The organism is Pseudomonas sp. R4-39-08 (assembly GCF_003852275.1).
In the GTDB taxonomy this organism is placed as follows: Bacteria; Pseudomonadota; Gammaproteobacteria; order Pseudomonadales; family Pseudomonadaceae; genus Aquipseudomonas.
In genome coordinates, this window is the sequence record NZ_CP027733.1 from 897,048 (window position 1) to 915,284 (window position 18,237).

The window sequence follows — 18,237 nt, forward strand, 5'->3', positions numbered from 1 at the left end:
CTGCCAATTGACTGCTCAGTCAGTTGTTTCTGAACACCGCTAAGCTGATTTATTCAAAACAATACCTAGTGCGCACCTCGCACTAACTAGGAGAACGGCATGCTCGAGCTCACTGTAGAGCAGATATCCATGGGCCAGGTGGCGGTGGATAAATCTGCTGCCTTGCACCTGCTCGCTGAAAAACTGGTGGCCGATGGCCTGGTCGCCGAAGGTTATCTCAGCGGCTTACAAGCCCGTGAAGCCCAAGGCTCGACCTTTCTCGGCCAAGGCATTGCCATTCCCCACGGCACCCCGGAAACTCGCGATCAGGTGTTTTCCACCGGCGTGCGCCTGTTGCAGTTTCCCGAAGGCGTGGACTGGGGCGATGGCCAGGTCGTCTATTTGGCCATCGGCATCGCCGCCAAATCCGATGAACACCTGCGCCTGCTGCAACTGCTGACCCGCGCCCTGGGTGAAACCGACCTCGGCCAGGCACTGCGCCGTGCCGGTTCCGCCGAGGCCTTGCTGAAATTGTTGCAAGGCGCGCCGCAGGAACTGGCGCTGGATGCACAGATGATCAGCCTGGGCGTATCGGCCGATGATTTCGAGGAATTGGTGTGGCGCGGCGCGCGCCTGTTGCGCCAGGCCGATTGCGTGAGCAACGGCTTTGCCGCCGTGTTGCAGCAAGTCGATGCGCTGCCCCTGGGGGATGGCCTGTGGTGGCTGCACAGCGAACAGACGGTCAAGCGCCCGGGCCTGGCATTCGTCACGCCGGATAAACCCATGCGCTACCTGGGCCAGCCGCTTAATGGCCTGTTCTGCCTGGCCAGCCTGGGCGAAGCGCATCAGGCGCTGCTCGAGCGCCTGTGCGCCTTGCTGATCGAAGGACGCGGCCAGGAATTGGGCCGCGCCACCAGCAGTCGTGCCGTGCTTGAAGTGCTGGGCGGCGAACTGCCGCCCGACTGGCCCAGCGCCCGCGTCACCCTGGCCAACGCCCACGGCCTGCACGCGCGTCCGGCGAAGATCCTGGCGCAACTGGCCAAGCAGTTTGACGGCGATATCCGCGTGCGCATTGTCGACGGCCCGGTCGGCGCCGTATCAGTCAAAAGCCTGAGCAAGTTGCTGAGCCTCGGCGCGCGGCGTGGCCAGGTGCTGGAATTTGTCGCCGAGCCGACGATCGCGGGCGATGCGCTGCCGGCGCTGTTGGCTGCCATTGAAGAAGGCCTGGGCGAAGAAGTCGAGCCGTTGCCGACGGTCAGCGCCCAGCCCGTCACCGTCGACATCGAACCGGTCATCAGCGCGCCGCTGCCCGGCAGCCAGATCCAGGCAATTGCCGCCGCGCCCGGTATCGCCATCGGCCCCGCGCATATCCAGGTGCAACAGGTGTTCGACTACCCGTTGCGCGGTGAGACCTGCGCCGTTGAACGCCAGCGTCTGCACACCGCGCTGAGTGAGGTGCGTCGAGATATTGAGGGCCTGATCGAACGCAGCCAATCCAAGGCCATCCGCGAGATTTTCATCACCCACCAGGAAATGCTCGACGACCCGGAACTCACCGACGAAGTCGACACCCGTCTCAAGCAAGGCGAAAGCGCCGAAGCCGCGTGGATGAGCGTGATTGAAGCCGCCGCCAAGCAGCAGGAATCGTTGCAGGACGCCTTGCTCGCCGAACGCGCCGCTGACCTGCGCGATATCGGTCGCCGCGTATTGGCGCAACTGTGCGGCGTCGACACCGCTCAGGAACCTAATGAGCCCTACATCCTGGTAATGGACGAAGTCGGCCCTTCGGACGTCGCGCGCCTGGACCCGGCCCGTGTTGCCGGCATCCTCACGGCCCGTGGTGGCGCCACGGCCCACAGCGCCATCGTCGCCCGTGCCCTGGGCATTCCTGCGCTGGTCGGCGCCGGGGCGGCGGTGTTGCTGCTCAACGCCGGCACGCCTTTATTGCTCGACGGCCAGCGCGGCCGCCTGCACGTCGACCCCGACATCGCCACCCTGCAGCGCGCGACGGTCGAGCGCGACACCCGCGAACAACGCCTGCAAGCCGCCTCGGCGCAACGCCATGAACCGGCGCTGACCCGCGACGGCCACGCGGTGGAAGTGTTCGCCAATATCGGCGAAAGCGCCGGGGTTGCCGCTGCGGTGGAACAGGGCGCCGAGGGCATCGGGCTGTTGCGCACTGAACTGATTTTCATGGCCCACCCGCAAGCGCCGGACGAGGCCACCCAGGAAGCCGAATACCGTCGCGTGCTCGACGGCCTCGACGGGCGTCCGCTGGTGGTGCGCACCCTCGACGTGGGCGGCGATAAACCGCTGCCGTACTGGCCGATTGCCGAAGAAGAAAATCCCTTCCTCGGTGTGCGCGGTATTCGCTTGACCTTGCAGCGCCCGCAGATCATGGAAGCGCAATTGCGTGCGTTGTTACGCTCGGCGGACAACCGGCCGTTGCGCATCATGTTTCCCATGGTCGGCAGCGTGGATGAATGGCGCGCCGCCCGGGATATGACCGAGCGCCTGCGCCTGGAAATCCCGGTGGCCGACCTGCAACTGGGGATCATGATCGAAGTCCCTTCGGCCGCGCTGCTGGCACCGGTACTCGCCAAGGAAGTCGACTTTTTCAGCGTCGGCACCAACGACCTGACCCAATACACCCTGGCCATCGACCGTGGCCACCCGACCTTGTCGGCCCAGGCCGACGGCCTGCATCCGGCCGTCCTGCAATTGATCGACATCACCGTGCGCGCCGCCCATGCCCATGGCAAATGGGTCGGCGTGTGCGGCGAGTTGGCGGCCGACCCGCTGGCGGTGCCGGTGTTGGTCGGCTTGGGGGTGGATGAGTTGAGCGTGTCGGCGCGCAGCATTCCCGAAGTAAAGGCGCGCGTGCGCGAATTCAGCTTGAGCGAGGCCCAGGGCCTGGCGCAAAAAGCACTGGCGGTGGGTTCGCCCGCCGAAGTGCGTGCCCTTGTGGAGGCCGTGTAGATGGCAAAGATTCTGACCCTGACGCTGAACCCGGCGTTGGACCTGACGGTGCGCTTGGCGCACCTGGCGCCCGGCGCAGTCAACCGCAGTGAAACCCTGCTCACCCATGCCGCCGGCAAAGGCGTGAACGTGGCGCAGGTGCTGGCGGACCTCGGCCACGAGGTCAGTGTGGGCGGCTTTCTCGGCGCGGATAACCCCCAAGCTTTCGAAGCTCTGATCGCCAGCCGTGGGTTTGGCGATTCGTTCATCCGCGTGCCGGGCGAAACCCGCAGCAACATCAAGATTGCCGAGCACGACGGCCGGGTGACCGACATCAACGCACCGGGACCGTTGGTGAGCGAGCAGGCGCAAAAAGAGCTGCTCAAGATGATCGCGATGGTCGGCCCCGAATTCGACGCGGTGGTGGTCGCCGGCAGCTTGCCGCGTGGCGTGAGCCCGCAATGGTTTCAGGCACTGATCGAGCAATTGAAAAACCTCGGTTTGAAAGTAGCCCTGGACACCAGCGGCGAAGCCTTGCGCGCCGGGTTGAAGGCAGGCCCGTGGTTGGTCAAACCCAATACTGAAGAGCTCGCCGAAGCGCTGGACAACGCCACCGATGCCATCAGCCAGCTGCATCAACAGGGCGTCGAGCATGTGGTGGTCTCGGACGGTGCTGCCGGCGTGAACTGGTACAGCGCGGGCGCGACCCTGCAGGCCACGCCGCCCAAGGTGACGGTTGCCAGCACCGTAGGCGCCGGCGATTCGCTGCTGGCCGGCATGCTCCACGGCCTGCTGCGCGACGAAGCGCCTGAGCAGACCCTGCGCCGCGCCACGGCGATTGCCGCGATGGCGGTGACGCAAATCGGTTTCGGCATCAGCGATGACGCGCAGTTGGCGCGCCTTGAAAGCGGTGTCGATGTACACGCGCTGACAGAACAATAAGAGGGTTTGTGATGAAGTTAGCCATTGTTACCGCCTGCCCGAACGGCATGGTTACCAGTGTGCTGTGCGCTCGTTTGCTGGACGCCGCCGCACAGCGCCAGGGCTGGAGCACCAGTGTCGAAGTGGTGGACGTGCAACGCCCGGACAGCCAGCTGTCCCAGGCGACCCTTGATGACGCCGAATGGGTGTTGCTGGTCAGCAGCACGCCGGTGGATATGCACCGTTTTGTCGGCAAGCGCGTGTTCCAGAGCACGCCGGCCCAGGCGTTGGCGGATGTCGACGCGGTGCTGCGCCGGGGCGCAGAGGAGGCGCAGGTGTATGTGGCGACCGAGGCGCCGGTCGGGAATGTCCCGCGCATTGTCGCGATTACCGCTTGCCCCACCGGCGTGGCCCATACGTTCATGGCCGCCGAGGCCTTGCAGCAGACCGCCAAGCGCCTGGGCTACGACTTGCAGGTCGAGACCCAGGGCTCGGTCGGTGCGCGCACGCCATTGACGCCTGAGGCCATCGCCAACGCCGACGTGGTGCTGCTGGCGGCGGATATCGAAGTCGCCACCGAGCGCTTCGCCGGCAAGAAGATCTACCGCTGTGGCACCGGCATTGCCCTCAAGCAATCGGAAGCCACGCTCAACAAGGCGCTGGCCGAGGGCGCGGTGGAAAGCGCGGCCAGCGGTGCGGTGGCCAAGTCGGAAAAAACCGGCGTGTACAAACACCTGCTCACCGGGGTGTCGTTCATGTTGCCGATGGTGGTGGCGGGCGGCCTGTTGATCGCCTTGTCCTTCGTGTTCGGCATTCATGCCTTTGAGGAGAAGGGCACCCTGGCGGCGGCGCTGAAAACCGTCGGCGACCAGGCATTCATGCTGATGGTGCCGTTGCTGGCGGGCTACATCGCCTACTCGATCGCCGATCGCCCCGGCCTGGCGCCGGGCATGATCGGCGGGTTGCTCGCGGGCACCCTGGGCGCTGGTTTCATTGGCGGGATCTTCGCCGGTTTCCTCGCCGGCTACAGCGTCAAGCTGATCTCACGCGCGGTGCGCTTGCCGCAAAGCCTGGAGGCCCTCAAGCCGATTCTGATCATCCCGTTGCTGGCAAGTTTGTTCACCGGCCTTGCGATGATCTATCTGGTCGGCCCTCCGGTGGCACGCTTGCTGACCGGGCTGACGGATTTTCTCAGCACCATGGGCACCACCAACGCGGTGCTGTTGGGCATCCTGTTGGGCGGCATGATGTGTGTGGATCTGGGCGGGCCGATCAACAAGGCGGCGTATGCGTTTTCCGTCGGCCTGCTGGCGGCGTCGAGCGGCGCGCCGATGGCCGCGACCATGGCGGCCGGCATGGTGCCACCGATTGGCATGGGCATCGCCACCTTCCTGGCCCGGCGCAAGTTCGCCCAGACCGAACGCGAAGCCGGCAAGGCTGCGATGATTCTCGGCCTGTGTTTTATCTCCGAAGGGGCCATCCCGTTTGCGGCCAAAGACCCGTTGCGGGTGATCCCGGCCAGCATTGCCGGCGGCGCGCTGACGGGGGCGCTGTCGATGTACTTCGGGTGCAAACTGGCCGCGCCCCACGGCGGCTTGTTTGTGCTGGTGATTCCGAACGCGATGAATCATGCGCTGCTGTACCTGCTGGCGATTGTGGCCGGCAGTGTGCTGACCGGGTTGGTGTATGCGCTGATCAAGCGGCCGGAAGCGGCGGAGTTGGCGGCGGGCTAAAAATGTGGGAGGGGGCAAGCCCTAATGCCAGTCAGTTAAGGCTTTTTGTAGGAACGAGGCGGGCGGCTAGCCCTTGCTCGCGAAAAACTCACAGGCACCGCGTTCATTCAGAAAGCACGCGTTATCGTTGACGTTTTTCGCGAGCAAGCTCGCTCCTACAGACGGCGGTGTACGCTTAACTGACTGGCATTAGGGCTTGCCCCCGATAGCCATAGGTATCTACACAACTTTGTAGCCGCCACGGTAACCACGATGCGAAGCGAGCCGCTCTTGATCTTGCTCTTGATCTAGGCGCCCCGTTAAACCACGCTGGCCGTAATCCGATAGTGATTTGGGGGGTAAACCGGCAGGGATGCCGGTTTAGCCGCCCCGCGCCATGGATGGCGCGTGGCGGCGGCCCCCCAAATCAATGTCGGATTACGGGCACACCGAGCCTAGGCGAGGTGCCGAGTGGTGGGGCAAGAGCGTTTTGCTTACTTTTGCGCTTTTCAAAAGTGAGACGCCGTAAGGGCGGAACCCTAAGCCGCCGTTACCGCAGCAACGGATATGTACTCGCCCTGATCCAGCATCTCGGTCGGCTGTCAGGCCGCCATCGGGAGCAAGCCCCCTCCCACATTTGGATCTTCAGTGTCTGTGAGGGCGGTGTCATATCTGCTTCATCCCATCATGCTTAAGTTGGCCTTTTGATACTCAAGAGGGCACTGCATGAGCCACTTCGATCTCGGCCGTCGCCGCGTGATGCAAGCTGTCGGCGCCGGCCTGTTGTTGCCGGGACTGGCGCCGGCGGTGATTGCGTCGGTAAAGGACCGTCCGCTGCTCACCGATGGCGTGCAGTCCGGCGACCTGCTGGGCGACCGCGCGATGATCTGGAGCCGCAGCGACCGCCCGGCGCGGATGGTGGTGGAGTGGGACACCCGCAGTGTGTTCAGCAACCCACGCCGGTTCGTCTCGCCCCTGGCCGATAACCGCAGCGATTTTACGGCCCGCGTTGAACTCACCGGGCTGCCCGCCGACCAGGCGATTTTCTACCGCGTGCATTTCGAAGACGCCCAGACCGGCATCGCCAGCGAGCCGTGGTTCGGCCACTTGCGCAGCGTGCCGCAACAGCGTCGCGACATCCGCTTTGTGTGGAGCGGCGACACCGTCGGCCAGGGTTTCGGTATCAACCCGGACATCGGCGGCATGCGCATCTACGAAGCCATGCGCCTGCGCCTGCCGGATTTCTTTATCCACAGCGGCGACACCATCTACGCCGACGGCCCGGTGCCGGCGCAACTGGCCACTGAGGGCGGGCGTATCTGGCGCAATATCACCACCGAAGCCAAGAGCAAAGTCGCCGAAACCCTCGAGGAATATCGCGGCAATTACCGCTACAACCTGCTGGATGAAAACGTGCGGCGCTTCAATGCCGAGGTGCCGCAGATCTGGCAGTGGGACGACCACGAGGTGATCAACAACTGGTCATCGAGCAAACAGTTGGACGAGCGCTACCAGACCCGCGACATCAATACCCTGGTCGGCCGTGCGCGCCAGGCCTGGCTGGAATATTCACCCATGCGCCGGCAAAGCGCCGACGGCGGCGGGCGGATTTATCGCAAGCTCAGCTATGGGCCGCTGCTGGATGTGTTCGTGCTGGACATGCGCAGCTATCGCGGCCCCAACGACGACAACCTGGGCGGCGCAAAACCCTTCCTGGGGCGCGAACAGTTGGACTGGCTCAAGCGCGAACTCAAGGCCTCCCAGGCGCAGTGGAAAGTGGTCGCGGCTGACATGCCCATCGGCCTCGGTGTGCCGGATGGTGAAGTCAGCCCTGGCGTGCCGCGCTGGGAAGCGATCGCCAACGGTGATCCCGGCGCGGCCCAGGGGCGTGAGCTGGAAATTGCCGAGCTGCTGGGATTCCTGCGCGCACACCAGGTGCGCAACCACGTGTGGCTGACCGCTGATGTGCACTATTGCGCCGCGCATCACTACCACCCGGATCGGGCGGCGTTCCAGGATTTCGAACCGTTCTGGGAGTTCGTCGCAGGGCCGTTGAATGCAGGCAGCTTCGGGCCGAATCCGTTGGACAAGACCTTTGGGCCAGAGGTGGTGTTCGAGAAGGCACCGCCTGCGCAAAACACTTCGCCGTTTGCCGGGTTTCAGTTTTTTGGCGAGGTGCAGATTGATGGGCAGACGGCGGAGTTGACGGTGATCCTCCGGGACTTGGACGGAGTCTCGGTGTTCGAGCAAAAACTGCAACCCGTCTGAAAACTGTGGGAGGGGGCTTGCCCTAATGCCAATCTGTAGGAGCGAGCTTGCTCGCGAAAAACGTCAACGATAACGCGTGTTTTCTGAATGAACACGGTGCCTGTGAGTTTTTCGCGAGCAAGCTCGCTCCTACAAAAAGCCTTCCCCCTCCCACATTTGATCTTCAGTGTCTGTTAGGGATCAGTACACATCCCGGCGATAGCGGCCTTGCTCGATCAAGCGCTCCACTGTTTCACTGCCGAGGATATCCACCAGCGCCTGATCCACCCCCGTCGCCATCCCCTGCAAGCTGCCGCACACATAAATCGCTGCGCCATCGGCCAGCCATTTGCGCAACACGTCCGCCGATTCACGCAGGCGGTCCTGCACGTAGATTTTCTCCTCCTGGTCCCGCGAGAACGCCAGGTCCAGCAGGGCCAGATCACCACTGGCCAGCCAGCCTTGCAGTTCTGCCTGGCACAGGTAGTCGTGGGCGATGTGGCGCTCGCCGAACAGCAGCCAGTTACGCTGCTGACCGTCGGCGATGCGCGCCTTGAGCAAGCTGCGCAAGCCGGCCAGGCCCGTGCCGTTGCCCAGCAGGATCAGCGGCACCGCTGCTTCGGGCAGATGGAAACCGCTGTTGCGGCGCAGGCGCAGGCTGATGCCCGCGCCGATGGCGGCGTGTTCAGTCAGCCAGCCGGAACCCAGGCCCAGGCTGCCGTCCGGGTGGCGTTCCTGGCGCACGATCAGCTCCAGCACACCGTCGCTGGCAATCGAGGCGATCGAATATTCACGCAGGCCCAGCGGTATCAGCGCATCGACCAGTGCCTGGGCATGTAGGCCGACTAGGTGGGTGCGGTTGTCCGGCAATTGGCGCGTGGCCAGGGCCTGGTTGAGCGTTTGCGCCAGGCCTTCAATCAACACGCCGTCGCTGCCGGCCAGCCCCAGCCCTTCCAGGAAGTGCTCGACGGCTCGCGGGCTATTGCGCGGCAGGATTTCCACCAGGTCACCGGCCTGCCAACTGAGGGGCGAGGGCGGTGTGAGGCCCAGCAGGTACACGGGCGCGCCGACGCTGCCAGGGTTGAGCAGGGTGCGTTGGCGCAGGGTCCAGTGTTCGAACTGGGCGGTCTGCCAGGCCGCTGCCGGCGTGTGGCCGGTGAGCTGGCCGAGCTGCTGTTGCCAGGTCAGCAAGGCCTCGGTATCGCCGCTGTCGACTTCCACCGGCGCAAACAGCGGGTTGCCGCCCTGATGGGTCAGCCAGAAATGCAGGCGCCGGGCAAAGCCGCAGAAGTGTTCATATTGCCGGTCACCCAGGGCCAGTACCGAGTAGTTCAAGCCCTTGAGGGACACGTCCTGGCCGAGCACGCTGCGTTCGAAGCCACGGGCGCTGTCGGGGGCTTCGCCGTCGCCGAACGTGCTGACCACGAACAAGGCATTTTCCGACTGGCTCAGGTCGTGCTGGCTAAGCGTGCCCAAGGGCTGCACCTTCACCGGCAGACCTGCCGCCTGCAATTGCCCGGCCGTCTGCCAGGCCAATTGTTCGGCGAAACCGCTCTGGCTGGCAAAGCCGATCAACCAGGCCGGGGCATCGCTGGAGTGGGCGTCAAGACCCTTGCGTGCGTCCCTTACCTGGCGTTTTTTGCGGCGCCGGTCGAGGTACAGCAACCAGCCGGTAATGAAGAACAGCGGCATGCACAACGCGCTCAGGGTGAGCACGATCCGTCCTGCCAGCCCCCAATAGCTGCCGGTGTGCAGGGCATAGACGCTGGTCAATAACTGCGACTTATAGCTTTTGCTGGCGTAGCGCTCATGGGATTTGACCTCGCCGGTGGCCGGGTCGAGGTTGATCTGGTTCAGTGCACGGTCATGGGGTGAGTCTTCCAGCAGGTAATACACGGTGGCCGGTTGCCCGGCGACGGCCGGCATACGGATGTTGTAGGCGCTCAAGCCAGGCCCCGCGTTGCTGTAGATGCTGCTCCAGATGGCCTCATAGTTGGTCACGTAGTTGGCCACGGGCGCAGGGCCTGCCGGCGGCGGGCCGCGCTTGAGCGTGCGCTCGTTCTGCGGCGCATCGGACAGCAGTTGGGTCACGCCACGGTTGTACCAGTCGTACGACCAATACAGCCCGGTCAGTGCCGCCAGCAGATAAAACAGCAGGCACCAAGTGCCGAACACCGAGTGCAGGTCCCAATTGAAACTGCGGCCCTTTTTACGCCAGTCCAGGGTCAACCACACGCGCCAGTTCTTTACCTGGCGCGGCCAGCGCAGGTACAGGCCGGAGAGGCAGAAGAACAGCAGGATCAGGGTGCAGGCGCCAGTGATCGTGCGCCCGGTGTCGCCTATCGCCAGGAAGCGGTGCAACTGCAGGATAAAGCCGAATACATCCTGGCCGACGGCGTCGCCCAGGTAGTCGCCGGTATACGGGTCGAAGTAGCGTAGCGGGCCCCGGCGCTCGCCCGGCGGCGGGGTGAAGGACACGCGCCCGGCGTTGCCGCTGTCGCGTTCCACCCACAGCATCGCCACGGTGTTGCCTTCGGTGGCTTCCAGTTTGCGCACCAGTTCGGCGGGCGGCAGCACCCCTGCTTCGCGTTTTTCGACATGCAAGACGTGCGGGTTCAGCGCCCGCAGTATTTCATCCTGGAAGGAGTACGCCGCCCCGGTGATCCCCATCAAGGCCAGCACCAGCCCGGCAGTGATGCCGAAGAACCAGTGCAACTGGAACAGGGTTTTCTTCAACACGTCGGACCGCCTCGCTCAACTGGTTATGAATGCCACGGCGCGCATTATGCCGTGGCTTATCGAGAAATATTCTGTTTAGCATGCAAAAGCCCCACGCATCCGATGCGTGGGGCTCAAGTCGTGGCGCGCTTGCGCTTAGAAGTGGAAGCTGGTGGTCAGCAACGCCGTCCGACCGGCCGCCTGGTTGGCGAAGTGCGAGGCGTAAGCTTTGTCGTAGTAGGTTTTGTCGGTCAGGTTCTGCACGTTCAATTGCAGGTCGACGTTTTTAGTCAGCTTGTAGCTGGCCATGGCGTCGTAGCGGGTGTAAGACGGCACGTACACCGTGTTGCCCGCATCGCCGTAAACCTCGTCGACATAGAAGGCGCCGCCGCCGATGGTCAGCTTTGGCGTGATGTCGTAGGTGGTCCACAGACTGAACGAGTTCTTCGGCGTGTTGGGCATCTGGTTGCCAGTATTGGAACCGGCGCTCACCACGCCGTTACGCCCGTTGAGGCCGGACTTGACCAGTTCGCTGTCCAGGTAGGTGTACCCGGCGAACACTTGCCAGTGCTCGGTCAGCTTGCCGCTGGCGGACAACTCGACGCCGTCGACCCGTGATTCGCCGGCGTTCTCGTAGGTGAGCGCATCAACCAGCACGCGGGTGTTTTTCTTCTCGGTACGGAACACGGCAGCGGTCAGGGACAGGCGGTCGTGGAACAGGTCCCACTTGGTGCCCAGCTCGTAGTTGACCGTCTCTTCCGGCTGCAGGTCGCTGATGGCGGCACCGGCTGACAGCGGGTTGCCATCGGCGCCTTCACCCACCAGGCCACCGGCCGGAGTGGCCGACGTCGCGTAGGAAGCGTAGATACTGCCATTGTCCAGCGGCTTCCACACCAGGCCCGCCTGCCAGTTGAAAAACTGGCTGTCATCCTTGATTTTGCTGCGCCCGGTGGTGGCGTTGGTGTTGGCTTCGGTGTCGAAGGTGTCGTAGCGCAGGCCCACGTTCAGCAGCCATTTCGGGTCCAGTTCAATGGTATCGAACACATAGGCGGCGCGGCTGGTGGCCTTGGTGTTGGTGCCGTTGTAGTTGCGCGCGACGCTGCCGTTCCAGGCATCGTCCGGGTTCGGGTTGCTCAGCGAGGTGCACTGGCCGCCCAGGCTGCCCTTGGCCACGGTGCACACCGGGTTGGCGTTGGGGCTGACGGTGTAGCCGCTGACACGGGTTTCTTCACCGGTGAATTCCAGGCCGGTGGAGTAGGTGTTCTTGAAGCCCAGCGCCTGGAAGCTGCCGAACAGGTCGGTCTGGTTGGTGGTCGTGGTGGTGGTCGAGACGCGGCTGTTGGCACGACGCCACACAGTGCCGAACTTGTTGACGTTGAGCTTGCTGTCATCCGGCTGGGTGAGCACATAGTCCTGGCCGGTGCTGCCGTGGCGCAGGGTGTTCTTCAGCGTCATGTTGTCGTTCAGGTCATGCTCGATGGAGAACGTGCTGATGTCGGCGCGGGTCTTGCGAAAGTCGCGGCTCTTCAAGCCATAGAAATTGTTGCTGTCGCCGCCGTCGTCGGGTTTGTCATGCCCGTGGGCGGTGGCGGTCGACGAGCCGTAGCCATACGGCATTCCTGAATCCGGCAGGTCGTCGCTTTCCATGTGGTAGTAGCTGAGGTTGACGCGGGTCGGTGTGCCCAGGCCAAAGGTCAGCGACGGCGCCACACCCCACCGGTCGTAATTGATCGCGTCGCGACCGGCCACGTTTTGTTCGTGGCTCATCAGGTTCAGGCGAAATGCCGCGCTGTCGTCGAGGAACTGGCGGTTCACGTCGAGCACGTAGCGGCGGGTCTGGTCGGAGCCGTAGGTAAAGCCGCCGTTGGTGAAGTCCCGCGCTTGTGGGGTTTTGCTCACCAGGTTGAGGCTGCCTCCGGCTGAGCCGCGGCCGCCGAAGGACGAGTTCGGGCCCTTGCTGACTTCGATCGATTCAATGTCGAAGATCTCCCGGCTCTGGCCGCCGGTATCGCGCACGCCGTCCAGGTAGGTGTCGCCTTGGGCGTCGAAACCACGGATGAACGGACGGTCGCCCTGGGGGTTGCCGCCTTCACCTGCACCGAAAGTAATCCCCGGTACGGTGCGCAGTGCATCCTGCAGCGAGGTGGCGGCAGTGTCTTTGAGCACTTGCTGCGGGACCACGGTGACCGAGCGTGGTGTGTCTACCAGCGGTGCGGTGTATTTCTGCGAAGCGGCTTTTTCTACCTGATAGGAAGGAGTGACCTGCTCCTGACCGGTAATGTTGGTGGCGCCGAGGGAGATAGGGTTGCGCTCGCCTTGTTGTTCGGTGTTCTCCGCCGCCTGCGCCAAGTGGGCGGCTGAGCTGGCGCTGAGGGCTACGCCGATGGCCGAAGCCAGCATGCGTGGTGAACTGGCGGTGGTTGTTGGTGTGATGCGCGACATGACGTGTCCTTTCCCCAAGGATGTGAGGTCGCGGAATATAGGGCTAACAAGACTTTCTATCAATTGCGATACATTGCTATTCGCATCGAATTTACATTCTTTACACTTTTTGCTTACGGTTTTTACAGTCTCGTTCGTCTTGATGTTTTACACAGAGGATAAGAATCAATACCATTGGCACCCCTCTGATCGCAGGTATTGCCCCATGTTGCTGCATATTCCCGGCCTGTTCTCGCGCGAGGAAGTGCAGCGCATTCGCCAAGCCCTGGAAGCGGCCGAATGGGCCGACGGTAAAGCCACCGCCGGCCATCAATCGGCCAAGGCCAAGCACAACCTGCAATTGCCCGAAGGCCACCCGTTGGCCAAGGAAATCGGCGCGGCGATGCTGGAGCGCTTGTGGAGCAACCCCTTGTTTATGTCAGCGGCGTTACCGCACAAGGTGTTTCCGCCGTTGCTCAACTGTTACACCGCCGGTGGCAGTTTCGACTTCCATATCGACAACGCCGTGCGCCAACCCAAAGGCAGCCACGAGCGCGTGCGCACTGACCTGTCGTCCACGCTGTTTTTCAGCGACCCCGACGAATACGACGGCGGCGAACTGGAAATCCAGGACACCTTCGGCCTGCAGCGCGTCAAGCTTCCCGCCGGCGATATGGTGCTGTACCCCGGCTCCAGCCTGCACAAGGTCAACGCGGTGACACGCGGCGCGCGCTACGCCTCGTTTTTCTGGACCCAGAGCCTGGTGCGCGAAGACAGCCAGCGTACCCTGCTGTTCGAAATGGACGGCGCCATCCAGCAACTGAGCCGCGACGTGCCCGATCACCCGGCGCTGATCCAGCTCACCGGCACCTATCACAACCTGCTGCGTCGCTGGGTCGAGGTCTGAGATGGGCTTTTTATTGCGTCGCCAGGAAGTGCTCAACGTCGAGCAGCTGCAATCGATGCTCGATGATTCCCCGGTGCGTGCGGCCCAGGCGATCCTGATCGCGGCCAGGGAAGGCGTGGTCGATGCCCAGGCCTTGCTCGGGCAGATCCTGCTGGAAGGACGCGGCATCGCACGGGATGAAGCACTGGCGTTGCGCTGGTTCCGGATTGCCGCCGAGGGCGGGCATTTGATGGCGCGCAATATGATTGGGCGGTGTCTGGAGCATGGTTGGGGCTGTGCGGTAGACGAAGCGGCGGCTGCGCGGGAGTATCGATTGGCGGCAGAGGCGGGTTTGGACTGGGGCCAGTACAACTACGCGAATCTGTTGGCGACCGGTCGTGGAGTCGCTGAGGACTCTGTTAAGGCACTGGCGCTTTATCGCCAGGCGGCAGAGCAGGGCCATGCCAAGTCGATGAACCTGGTGGGGCGTTATCTGGAAGACGGGCAGTATTGCCCGAGGGATTTTGAAGCGGCCGTTGAGTGGTACCGGCGTTCAGCCGAAGCCGGGGATTTTCGTGGGCAGTTCAGTTATGCGGCAGTGTTGGCAGACGGTGGCCAAATCGAAGCGGCACTGGAGTGGTTGCACAAGGCGCTGGCAGGCGGGAATCTCAAGTTCTTACGGATAGCACACCAGACGCTGGCAGCGGCCAACCATCCACAGATTCGCGCGATGGCTGAAGCCTTTCGACAACGCGCTGCCAATCTCTCTTAGCTCATCTGAGCCAGACCGGGGCACAAAAAGCGGGTGCTGAAGGATCATCGGTATGCGTCGCGGTCAGGTTTTCTGGCGACGGCAGCGCTGCGTGAGCTATCTGCCTGACGCAATGCGCGACATTCCACCTGACAGCCATAAAAAAACCCATGACACGTCATGGGTTTTATACGCAGCGTGCTTACACGTAAAACGACTTCAACGGCGGAAACCCATTGAACTCAACCGCGCTGTAGCTGGTGGTATAGGCACCGGTCGACAGCCAGTACATGCGGTCACCAATGGCCAGATTCAGCGGCAGGCCGTACTTGTAGTTTTCGTACATGATGTCGGCGCTGTCGCAGGTCGGGCCGGCGATGACCACTTCTTCCATCTCGCCTTTCTTCTCGGTCCAGATCGGGAACTTGATGGCTTCGTCCATGGTTTCGATCAGGCCGGAGAATTTGCCCACGTCCGTGTACACCCAACGCTCGACGGCGGTGCGCGATTTACGCGCCACCAGCACCACTTCGCTGACCAGGATGCCGGCGTTGGCGATCAACGAGCGGCCGGGCTCGAGGATGATTTCCGGCAGCTCATCACCGAAGTCTTCCTTGAGGAAACGGATGATTTCCTCGGCGTAGGTTTCCAGGCTGTTGGTGCGGGTGATGTAGTTGGCCGGGAAGCCGCCGCCCATGTTGATCAGCTTCAGATGAATGCCGTCTTCTTCCTTCAAGCGTTCGAAGATCACTTTGACCTTGGCGATCGCCGCATCCCATACGCTGATGTCGCGCTGCTGCGAGCCGACGTGGAACGAGATGCCGTAAGGCACCAGGCCCAGGTCGCGGGCGAGGATCAGCAGGTCCATGGCCATGTCGGTCTGGCAGCCGAACTTGCGCGACAACGGCCAGTCAGCCGTGGTTGAGCCTTCGGTGAGGATACGCACATAGACTTTCGAGCCCGGCGCGGCCTTGGCGATGTTGCGCAGGTCGGCTTCGGAGTCGGTGGAGAACAGGCGCACGCCTTTCTCATAGAAGTAGCGGATGTCCTTGGACTTCTTGATGGTGTTGCCGTAGCTGATACGGTCGGCGCTGACGCCGCGGTCCATGACCTTGTCCAGCTCGTAGATCGACGCGATATCGAAGCTCGAACCCTTGTCTTTCAACAGGTCGATGATCTCGACAGCCGGGTTGGCCTTGACCGCGTAGTACACCTTGGCGAATTCGAAACCGGCGCGCAGGTCATCGTAGGCCTGGCTGATCATCGCGGTGTCGATCACCACGAACGGGGTTTCTTGCTTGTCGGCGAACGCCTTCATTTTGTCAAACGTGGCGCGCGCGAAATAGTCTTCGACGTTGATCGACATGCTGGGAACTCCTAAGGGCAAACTGTAGTAATCAATGGGTGCAACTGAACGTCCTCCGTATCCCCACTTTGGTTCGCCTACTTCCCAAGGCATGTCGCCGAAAGCAAAAAGGCCATGGGATACGCTTCCCTTGGCCTTGCTGTCTCGTCGTCAGTACTTGAGCCGGATGGATCGTTTCCAGCATGGACGTTCGGCGCGAACTTTAGGGCTTGATGGGCGTGGGATCAACTAAAAATGTCGCGTTTTTGCACGCGTTCGTCGCGCGACCCCGTGCAGCTACTATGTAACCGACCGGTGTGACGGATTGATGTTCCCCGGATGGGCGAATTGAGTGCATTTCCCTGACACCCTGCAGAGCCAAATGTGGGAGGGGGCTTGCTCCCGATGGCGGTGTGTCAGTTACACATTTATCAACTGACCCACCCTCATCGGGAGCAAGCCCCCTCCCACATTTTTTACCGCGTTGTGTCAGGCCAGTGCGGTCTCTGCAGGCGAAACGATACTGGTCTTGCCCCCACGCGACTTACCGGAACTCAGGTACTCGGCAATCGACTCCTGCGTCACTTCACCCAAAAACACCCGCTCGGCATCCATCACCGGTAACCACGAACGGTTGAACTCGTACATCCGCGACAGCAGGATGCGCAAGTGCTCGTCATACGCGGCGGTGGCGTTGAATTCGCGCAGGTACTGGCCGCAGGTACCGGTCTGACGGTGCAAGTCGCGACGGCGTACATAGCCCAGCGCCTTATTCTCGGCGCAGGTGACCACCACATAGCGCCGGTCGTGCTCGTCCATCAGCTCCAGTGCATCGGCCACCGGCGTTTCCGGGCTCACCGACGGCGCGTTGTCCGCGGCATCCTCGGCCTTCACCAGCAGCAGGCGCTTGAGGGTGCTGTCCTGGCCGACGAAATTGCTCACGAACTCGTCCGCCGGGTGCGCCAGCAAGGTATCGGGATGGTCGATCTGCAGCAGCTTGCCGGCGCGGAAGATCGCAATCTTGTCGCCCAGCTTGATGGCCTCGTCGATGTCGTGGCTGACCATGATCACGGTCTTGTTCAGCGCACGCTGCATCTCGAAGAACTCGTTCTGGATCATCTCGCGGTTGATCGGGTCGACCGCGCCGAACGGTTCATCCATCAGCAGCAACGGGGCATCCGCCGCCAGGGCGCGGATAACGCCGATGCGCTGTTGCTGCCCGCCCGACAGTTCACGCGGATAGCGATGCAGATACTGCTTGGGTTCCAGCTTGATCATGCTCATCAGCTCGCGGGCGCGGTCGTGGCATTTCTGTTTGTCCCAGCCGAGCAGCTTGGGCACCACGACGATGTTTTCTTCGATGGTCATGTTCGGGAACAGGCCGATCTGCTGGATCACGTAGCCGATATTGCGACGCAGGGTCACTTCATCGAGGTCGGTGGTGTCTTCGCCATTGATCAGGATCTTGCCCGAGGTGGGCTTGATCAGGCGGTTGATCATTTTCAGCGTGGTGCTCTTGCCGCAGCCCGACGGGCCGAGGAACACACAAATCTCGCCTTCGTTGACGGTCAGGCTGACATCGTTGACGGCGGTGACAGTCTTGCCGTTGCTTTGAAAAGTCTTGGACAGGTTTTGAAGTTCGATCATTTGAGCAATCCTTTTGGAGTCAGCGAGCGTTGCAGCCATTGCAAGAGCAGGTCGGCAAAGATGGCCAGGAGACTGACCAGTACGGCGCCGACGATCAGCATCGACATGTCGCTGCGGCTGATGGAAGCCAGAATCAGTACACCCAGGCCGCCGGCACCGATGGTGGCGGCGATGGTCATCACGCCGATGTTCATCACCACGGCGGTGCGCACACCGGCGAGGATCACCGGCACGGCAATCGGCAGCTCGACCATGCGCAGGCGCTGGGCGAAGGTCATGCCGATGCCTTTGGCGGCCTCGCGAATGCCCGGTTCGACACCGGTGAGCGCCAGGTAGGTGTTACGCATGATTGGCAACAGGGAGTAGAGAAACACGGCGGTGATCGCCGGCATCGGCCCCAGGCCCTGGCCGAACTTGGAGTAGAACGGCAGCAGCAGGCCGAACAGCGCGATGGACGGTACGGTCAGCAGCACCGTGGCGCTGGCCTGCAGCGGGCCGGCCAGGGTCGGGAACCGCGTCATCAGGATGCCCAGGGGCACGCCGATCAAGATCGCGAGGACAACCGCGACGCCGACCAGGGTGATGTGCTGCCAGGTCAGTTGCAGGACTTGGGCCCAATCAAGGTGGGAAAAGGCGTTGAGAAATTCCATGT

General features: G+C 62.6%; 11 protein-coding genes and 1 pseudogene. 7 read left to right on the forward strand and 5 right to left on the reverse strand.

Going from position 1 to position 18,237, the window contains the following annotated elements:
* The first annotated feature begins 99 nt into the window (after positions 1-99).
* From ptsP to C4J88_RS03930, 4 genes are all read left to right on the forward strand, one after another.
* The gene (gene ptsP / locus C4J88_RS03915) at positions 100-2,958 is read left to right on the forward strand and encodes a phosphoenolpyruvate--protein phosphotransferase (RefSeq protein ID WP_124406264.1); all 2,859 of its coding nucleotides are present in this window, start codon (positions 100-102) and stop codon (positions 2,956-2,958) included.
* Positions 2,959-3,879 carry a 1-phosphofructokinase gene (pfkB, locus tag C4J88_RS03920; protein ID WP_124406265.1) on the forward strand — a complete coding sequence of 307 codons (921 nt, stop codon included), beginning with the start codon at positions 2,959-2,961 and terminating at the stop codon, positions 3,877-3,879. It begins immediately after the preceding gene.
* An 11-nt stretch (positions 3,880-3,890) separates the two neighbouring features.
* Positions 3,891-5,591 (forward strand): PTS fructose-like transporter subunit IIB, encoded by a 1,701-nt coding sequence (locus C4J88_RS03925; protein ID WP_124365799.1) that lies wholly within the window; start codon positions 3,891-3,893, stop codon positions 5,589-5,591.
* Between the two features lie 705 nt (positions 5,592-6,296).
* A complete protein-coding gene (locus tag C4J88_RS03930) occupies positions 6,297-7,838 on the forward strand; it encodes an alkaline phosphatase (RefSeq protein ID WP_124406266.1) in 1,542 nt (513 codons plus the stop codon).
* A gap of 180 nt (positions 7,839-8,018) precedes the next feature.
* Here C4J88_RS03930 and C4J88_RS03935 read toward each other — a convergent pair whose 3' ends face one another.
* Both C4J88_RS03935 and C4J88_RS03940 read right to left on the reverse strand, forming a co-directional pair.
* Positions 8,019-10,556, reverse strand: coding sequence for a sulfite reductase flavoprotein subunit alpha (locus C4J88_RS03935; RefSeq protein ID WP_124406267.1), 2,538 nt, complete (start codon positions 10,554-10,556; stop codon positions 8,019-8,021).
* Between the two features lie 135 nt (positions 10,557-10,691).
* Positions 10,692-12,977, reverse strand: a complete 2,286-nt coding sequence (locus tag C4J88_RS03940) for a TonB-dependent siderophore receptor (RefSeq protein WP_124406268.1) — start codon at positions 12,975-12,977, stop codon at positions 10,692-10,694.
* A 205-nt stretch (positions 12,978-13,182) separates the two neighbouring features.
* Between C4J88_RS03940 and C4J88_RS03945 the strand changes: the two genes are divergently transcribed.
* The 3 genes and pseudogenes from C4J88_RS03945 to C4J88_RS27595 all read left to right on the forward strand — a co-directional run.
* Positions 13,183-13,863 (forward strand): Fe2+-dependent dioxygenase, encoded by a 681-nt coding sequence (locus C4J88_RS03945; protein WP_124406269.1) that lies wholly within the window; start codon positions 13,183-13,185, stop codon positions 13,861-13,863.
* Between the two features lies 1 nt (position 13,864).
* The gene (locus C4J88_RS03950) at positions 13,865-14,614 is read left to right on the forward strand and encodes a tetratricopeptide repeat protein (RefSeq protein ID WP_124406270.1); all 750 of its coding nucleotides are present in this window, start codon (positions 13,865-13,867) and stop codon (positions 14,612-14,614) included.
* A 27-nt stretch (positions 14,615-14,641) separates the two neighbouring features.
* Positions 14,642-14,722 (forward strand): annotated as a pseudogene (locus C4J88_RS27595) (type II toxin-antitoxin system HicB family antitoxin); the annotation flags it as partial.
* A 73-nt stretch (positions 14,723-14,795) separates the two neighbouring features.
* On the opposite strand, the gene C4J88_RS03960 reads toward C4J88_RS27595, so the two are convergent.
* The 3 genes from C4J88_RS03960 to C4J88_RS03970 form a co-directional block, all read right to left on the reverse strand.
* Positions 14,796-15,959, reverse strand: a complete 1,164-nt coding sequence (locus C4J88_RS03960) for a type III PLP-dependent enzyme (RefSeq protein WP_124361263.1) — start codon at positions 15,957-15,959, stop codon at positions 14,796-14,798.
* Positions 15,960-16,427: 468 nt separating this feature from the next.
* The gene (locus tag C4J88_RS03965; protein WP_003171711.1) at positions 16,428-17,585 is read right to left on the reverse strand and encodes a betaine/proline/choline family ABC transporter ATP-binding protein; all 1,158 of its coding nucleotides are present in this window, start codon (positions 17,583-17,585) and stop codon (positions 16,428-16,430) included.
* The gene (locus C4J88_RS03970) at positions 17,582-18,235 is read right to left on the reverse strand and encodes an ABC transporter permease (protein WP_124361264.1); all 654 of its coding nucleotides are present in this window, start codon (positions 18,233-18,235) and stop codon (positions 17,582-17,584) included. The genes C4J88_RS03965 and C4J88_RS03970 overlap by 4 nt, the downstream gene beginning before the upstream one ends.
* Positions 18,236-18,237 lie beyond the last annotated feature (2 nt).

What these genes read in the sequence shown, in the direction of transcription:
- C4J88_RS03940 (WP_124406268.1), bottom strand. Translation starts at nt 12,977, where the DNA reads ATGTCGCGCATCACACCAACAACCACCGCCAGTTCACCACGCATGCTG.
- ptsP (WP_124406264.1), top strand. Translation starts at nt 100, where the DNA reads ATGCTCGAGCTCACTGTAGAGCAGATATCCATGGGCCAGGTGGCGGTG.
- C4J88_RS03930 (WP_124406266.1), top strand. Translation starts at nt 6,297, where the DNA reads ATGAGCCACTTCGATCTCGGCCGTCGCCGCGTGATGCAAGCTGTCGGC.
- pfkB (WP_124406265.1), top strand. Translation starts at nt 2,959, where the DNA reads ATGGCAAAGATTCTGACCCTGACGCTGAACCCGGCGTTGGACCTGACG.
- C4J88_RS03965 (WP_003171711.1), bottom strand. Translation starts at nt 17,585, where the DNA reads ATGATCGAACTTCAAAACCTGTCCAAGACTTTTCAAAGCAACGGCAAG.
- C4J88_RS03945 (WP_124406269.1), top strand. Translation starts at nt 13,183, where the DNA reads ATGTTGCTGCATATTCCCGGCCTGTTCTCGCGCGAGGAAGTGCAGCGC.
- C4J88_RS03925 (WP_124365799.1), top strand. Translation starts at nt 3,891, where the DNA reads ATGAAGTTAGCCATTGTTACCGCCTGCCCGAACGGCATGGTTACCAGT.
- C4J88_RS03970 (WP_124361264.1), bottom strand. Translation starts at nt 18,235, where the DNA reads ATGGAATTTCTCAACGCCTTTTCCCACCTTGATTGGGCCCAAGTCCTG.
- C4J88_RS03960 (WP_124361263.1), bottom strand. Translation starts at nt 15,959, where the DNA reads ATGTCGATCAACGTCGAAGACTATTTCGCGCGCGCCACGTTTGACAAA.
- C4J88_RS03950 (WP_124406270.1), top strand. Translation starts at nt 13,865, where the DNA reads ATGGGCTTTTTATTGCGTCGCCAGGAAGTGCTCAACGTCGAGCAGCTG.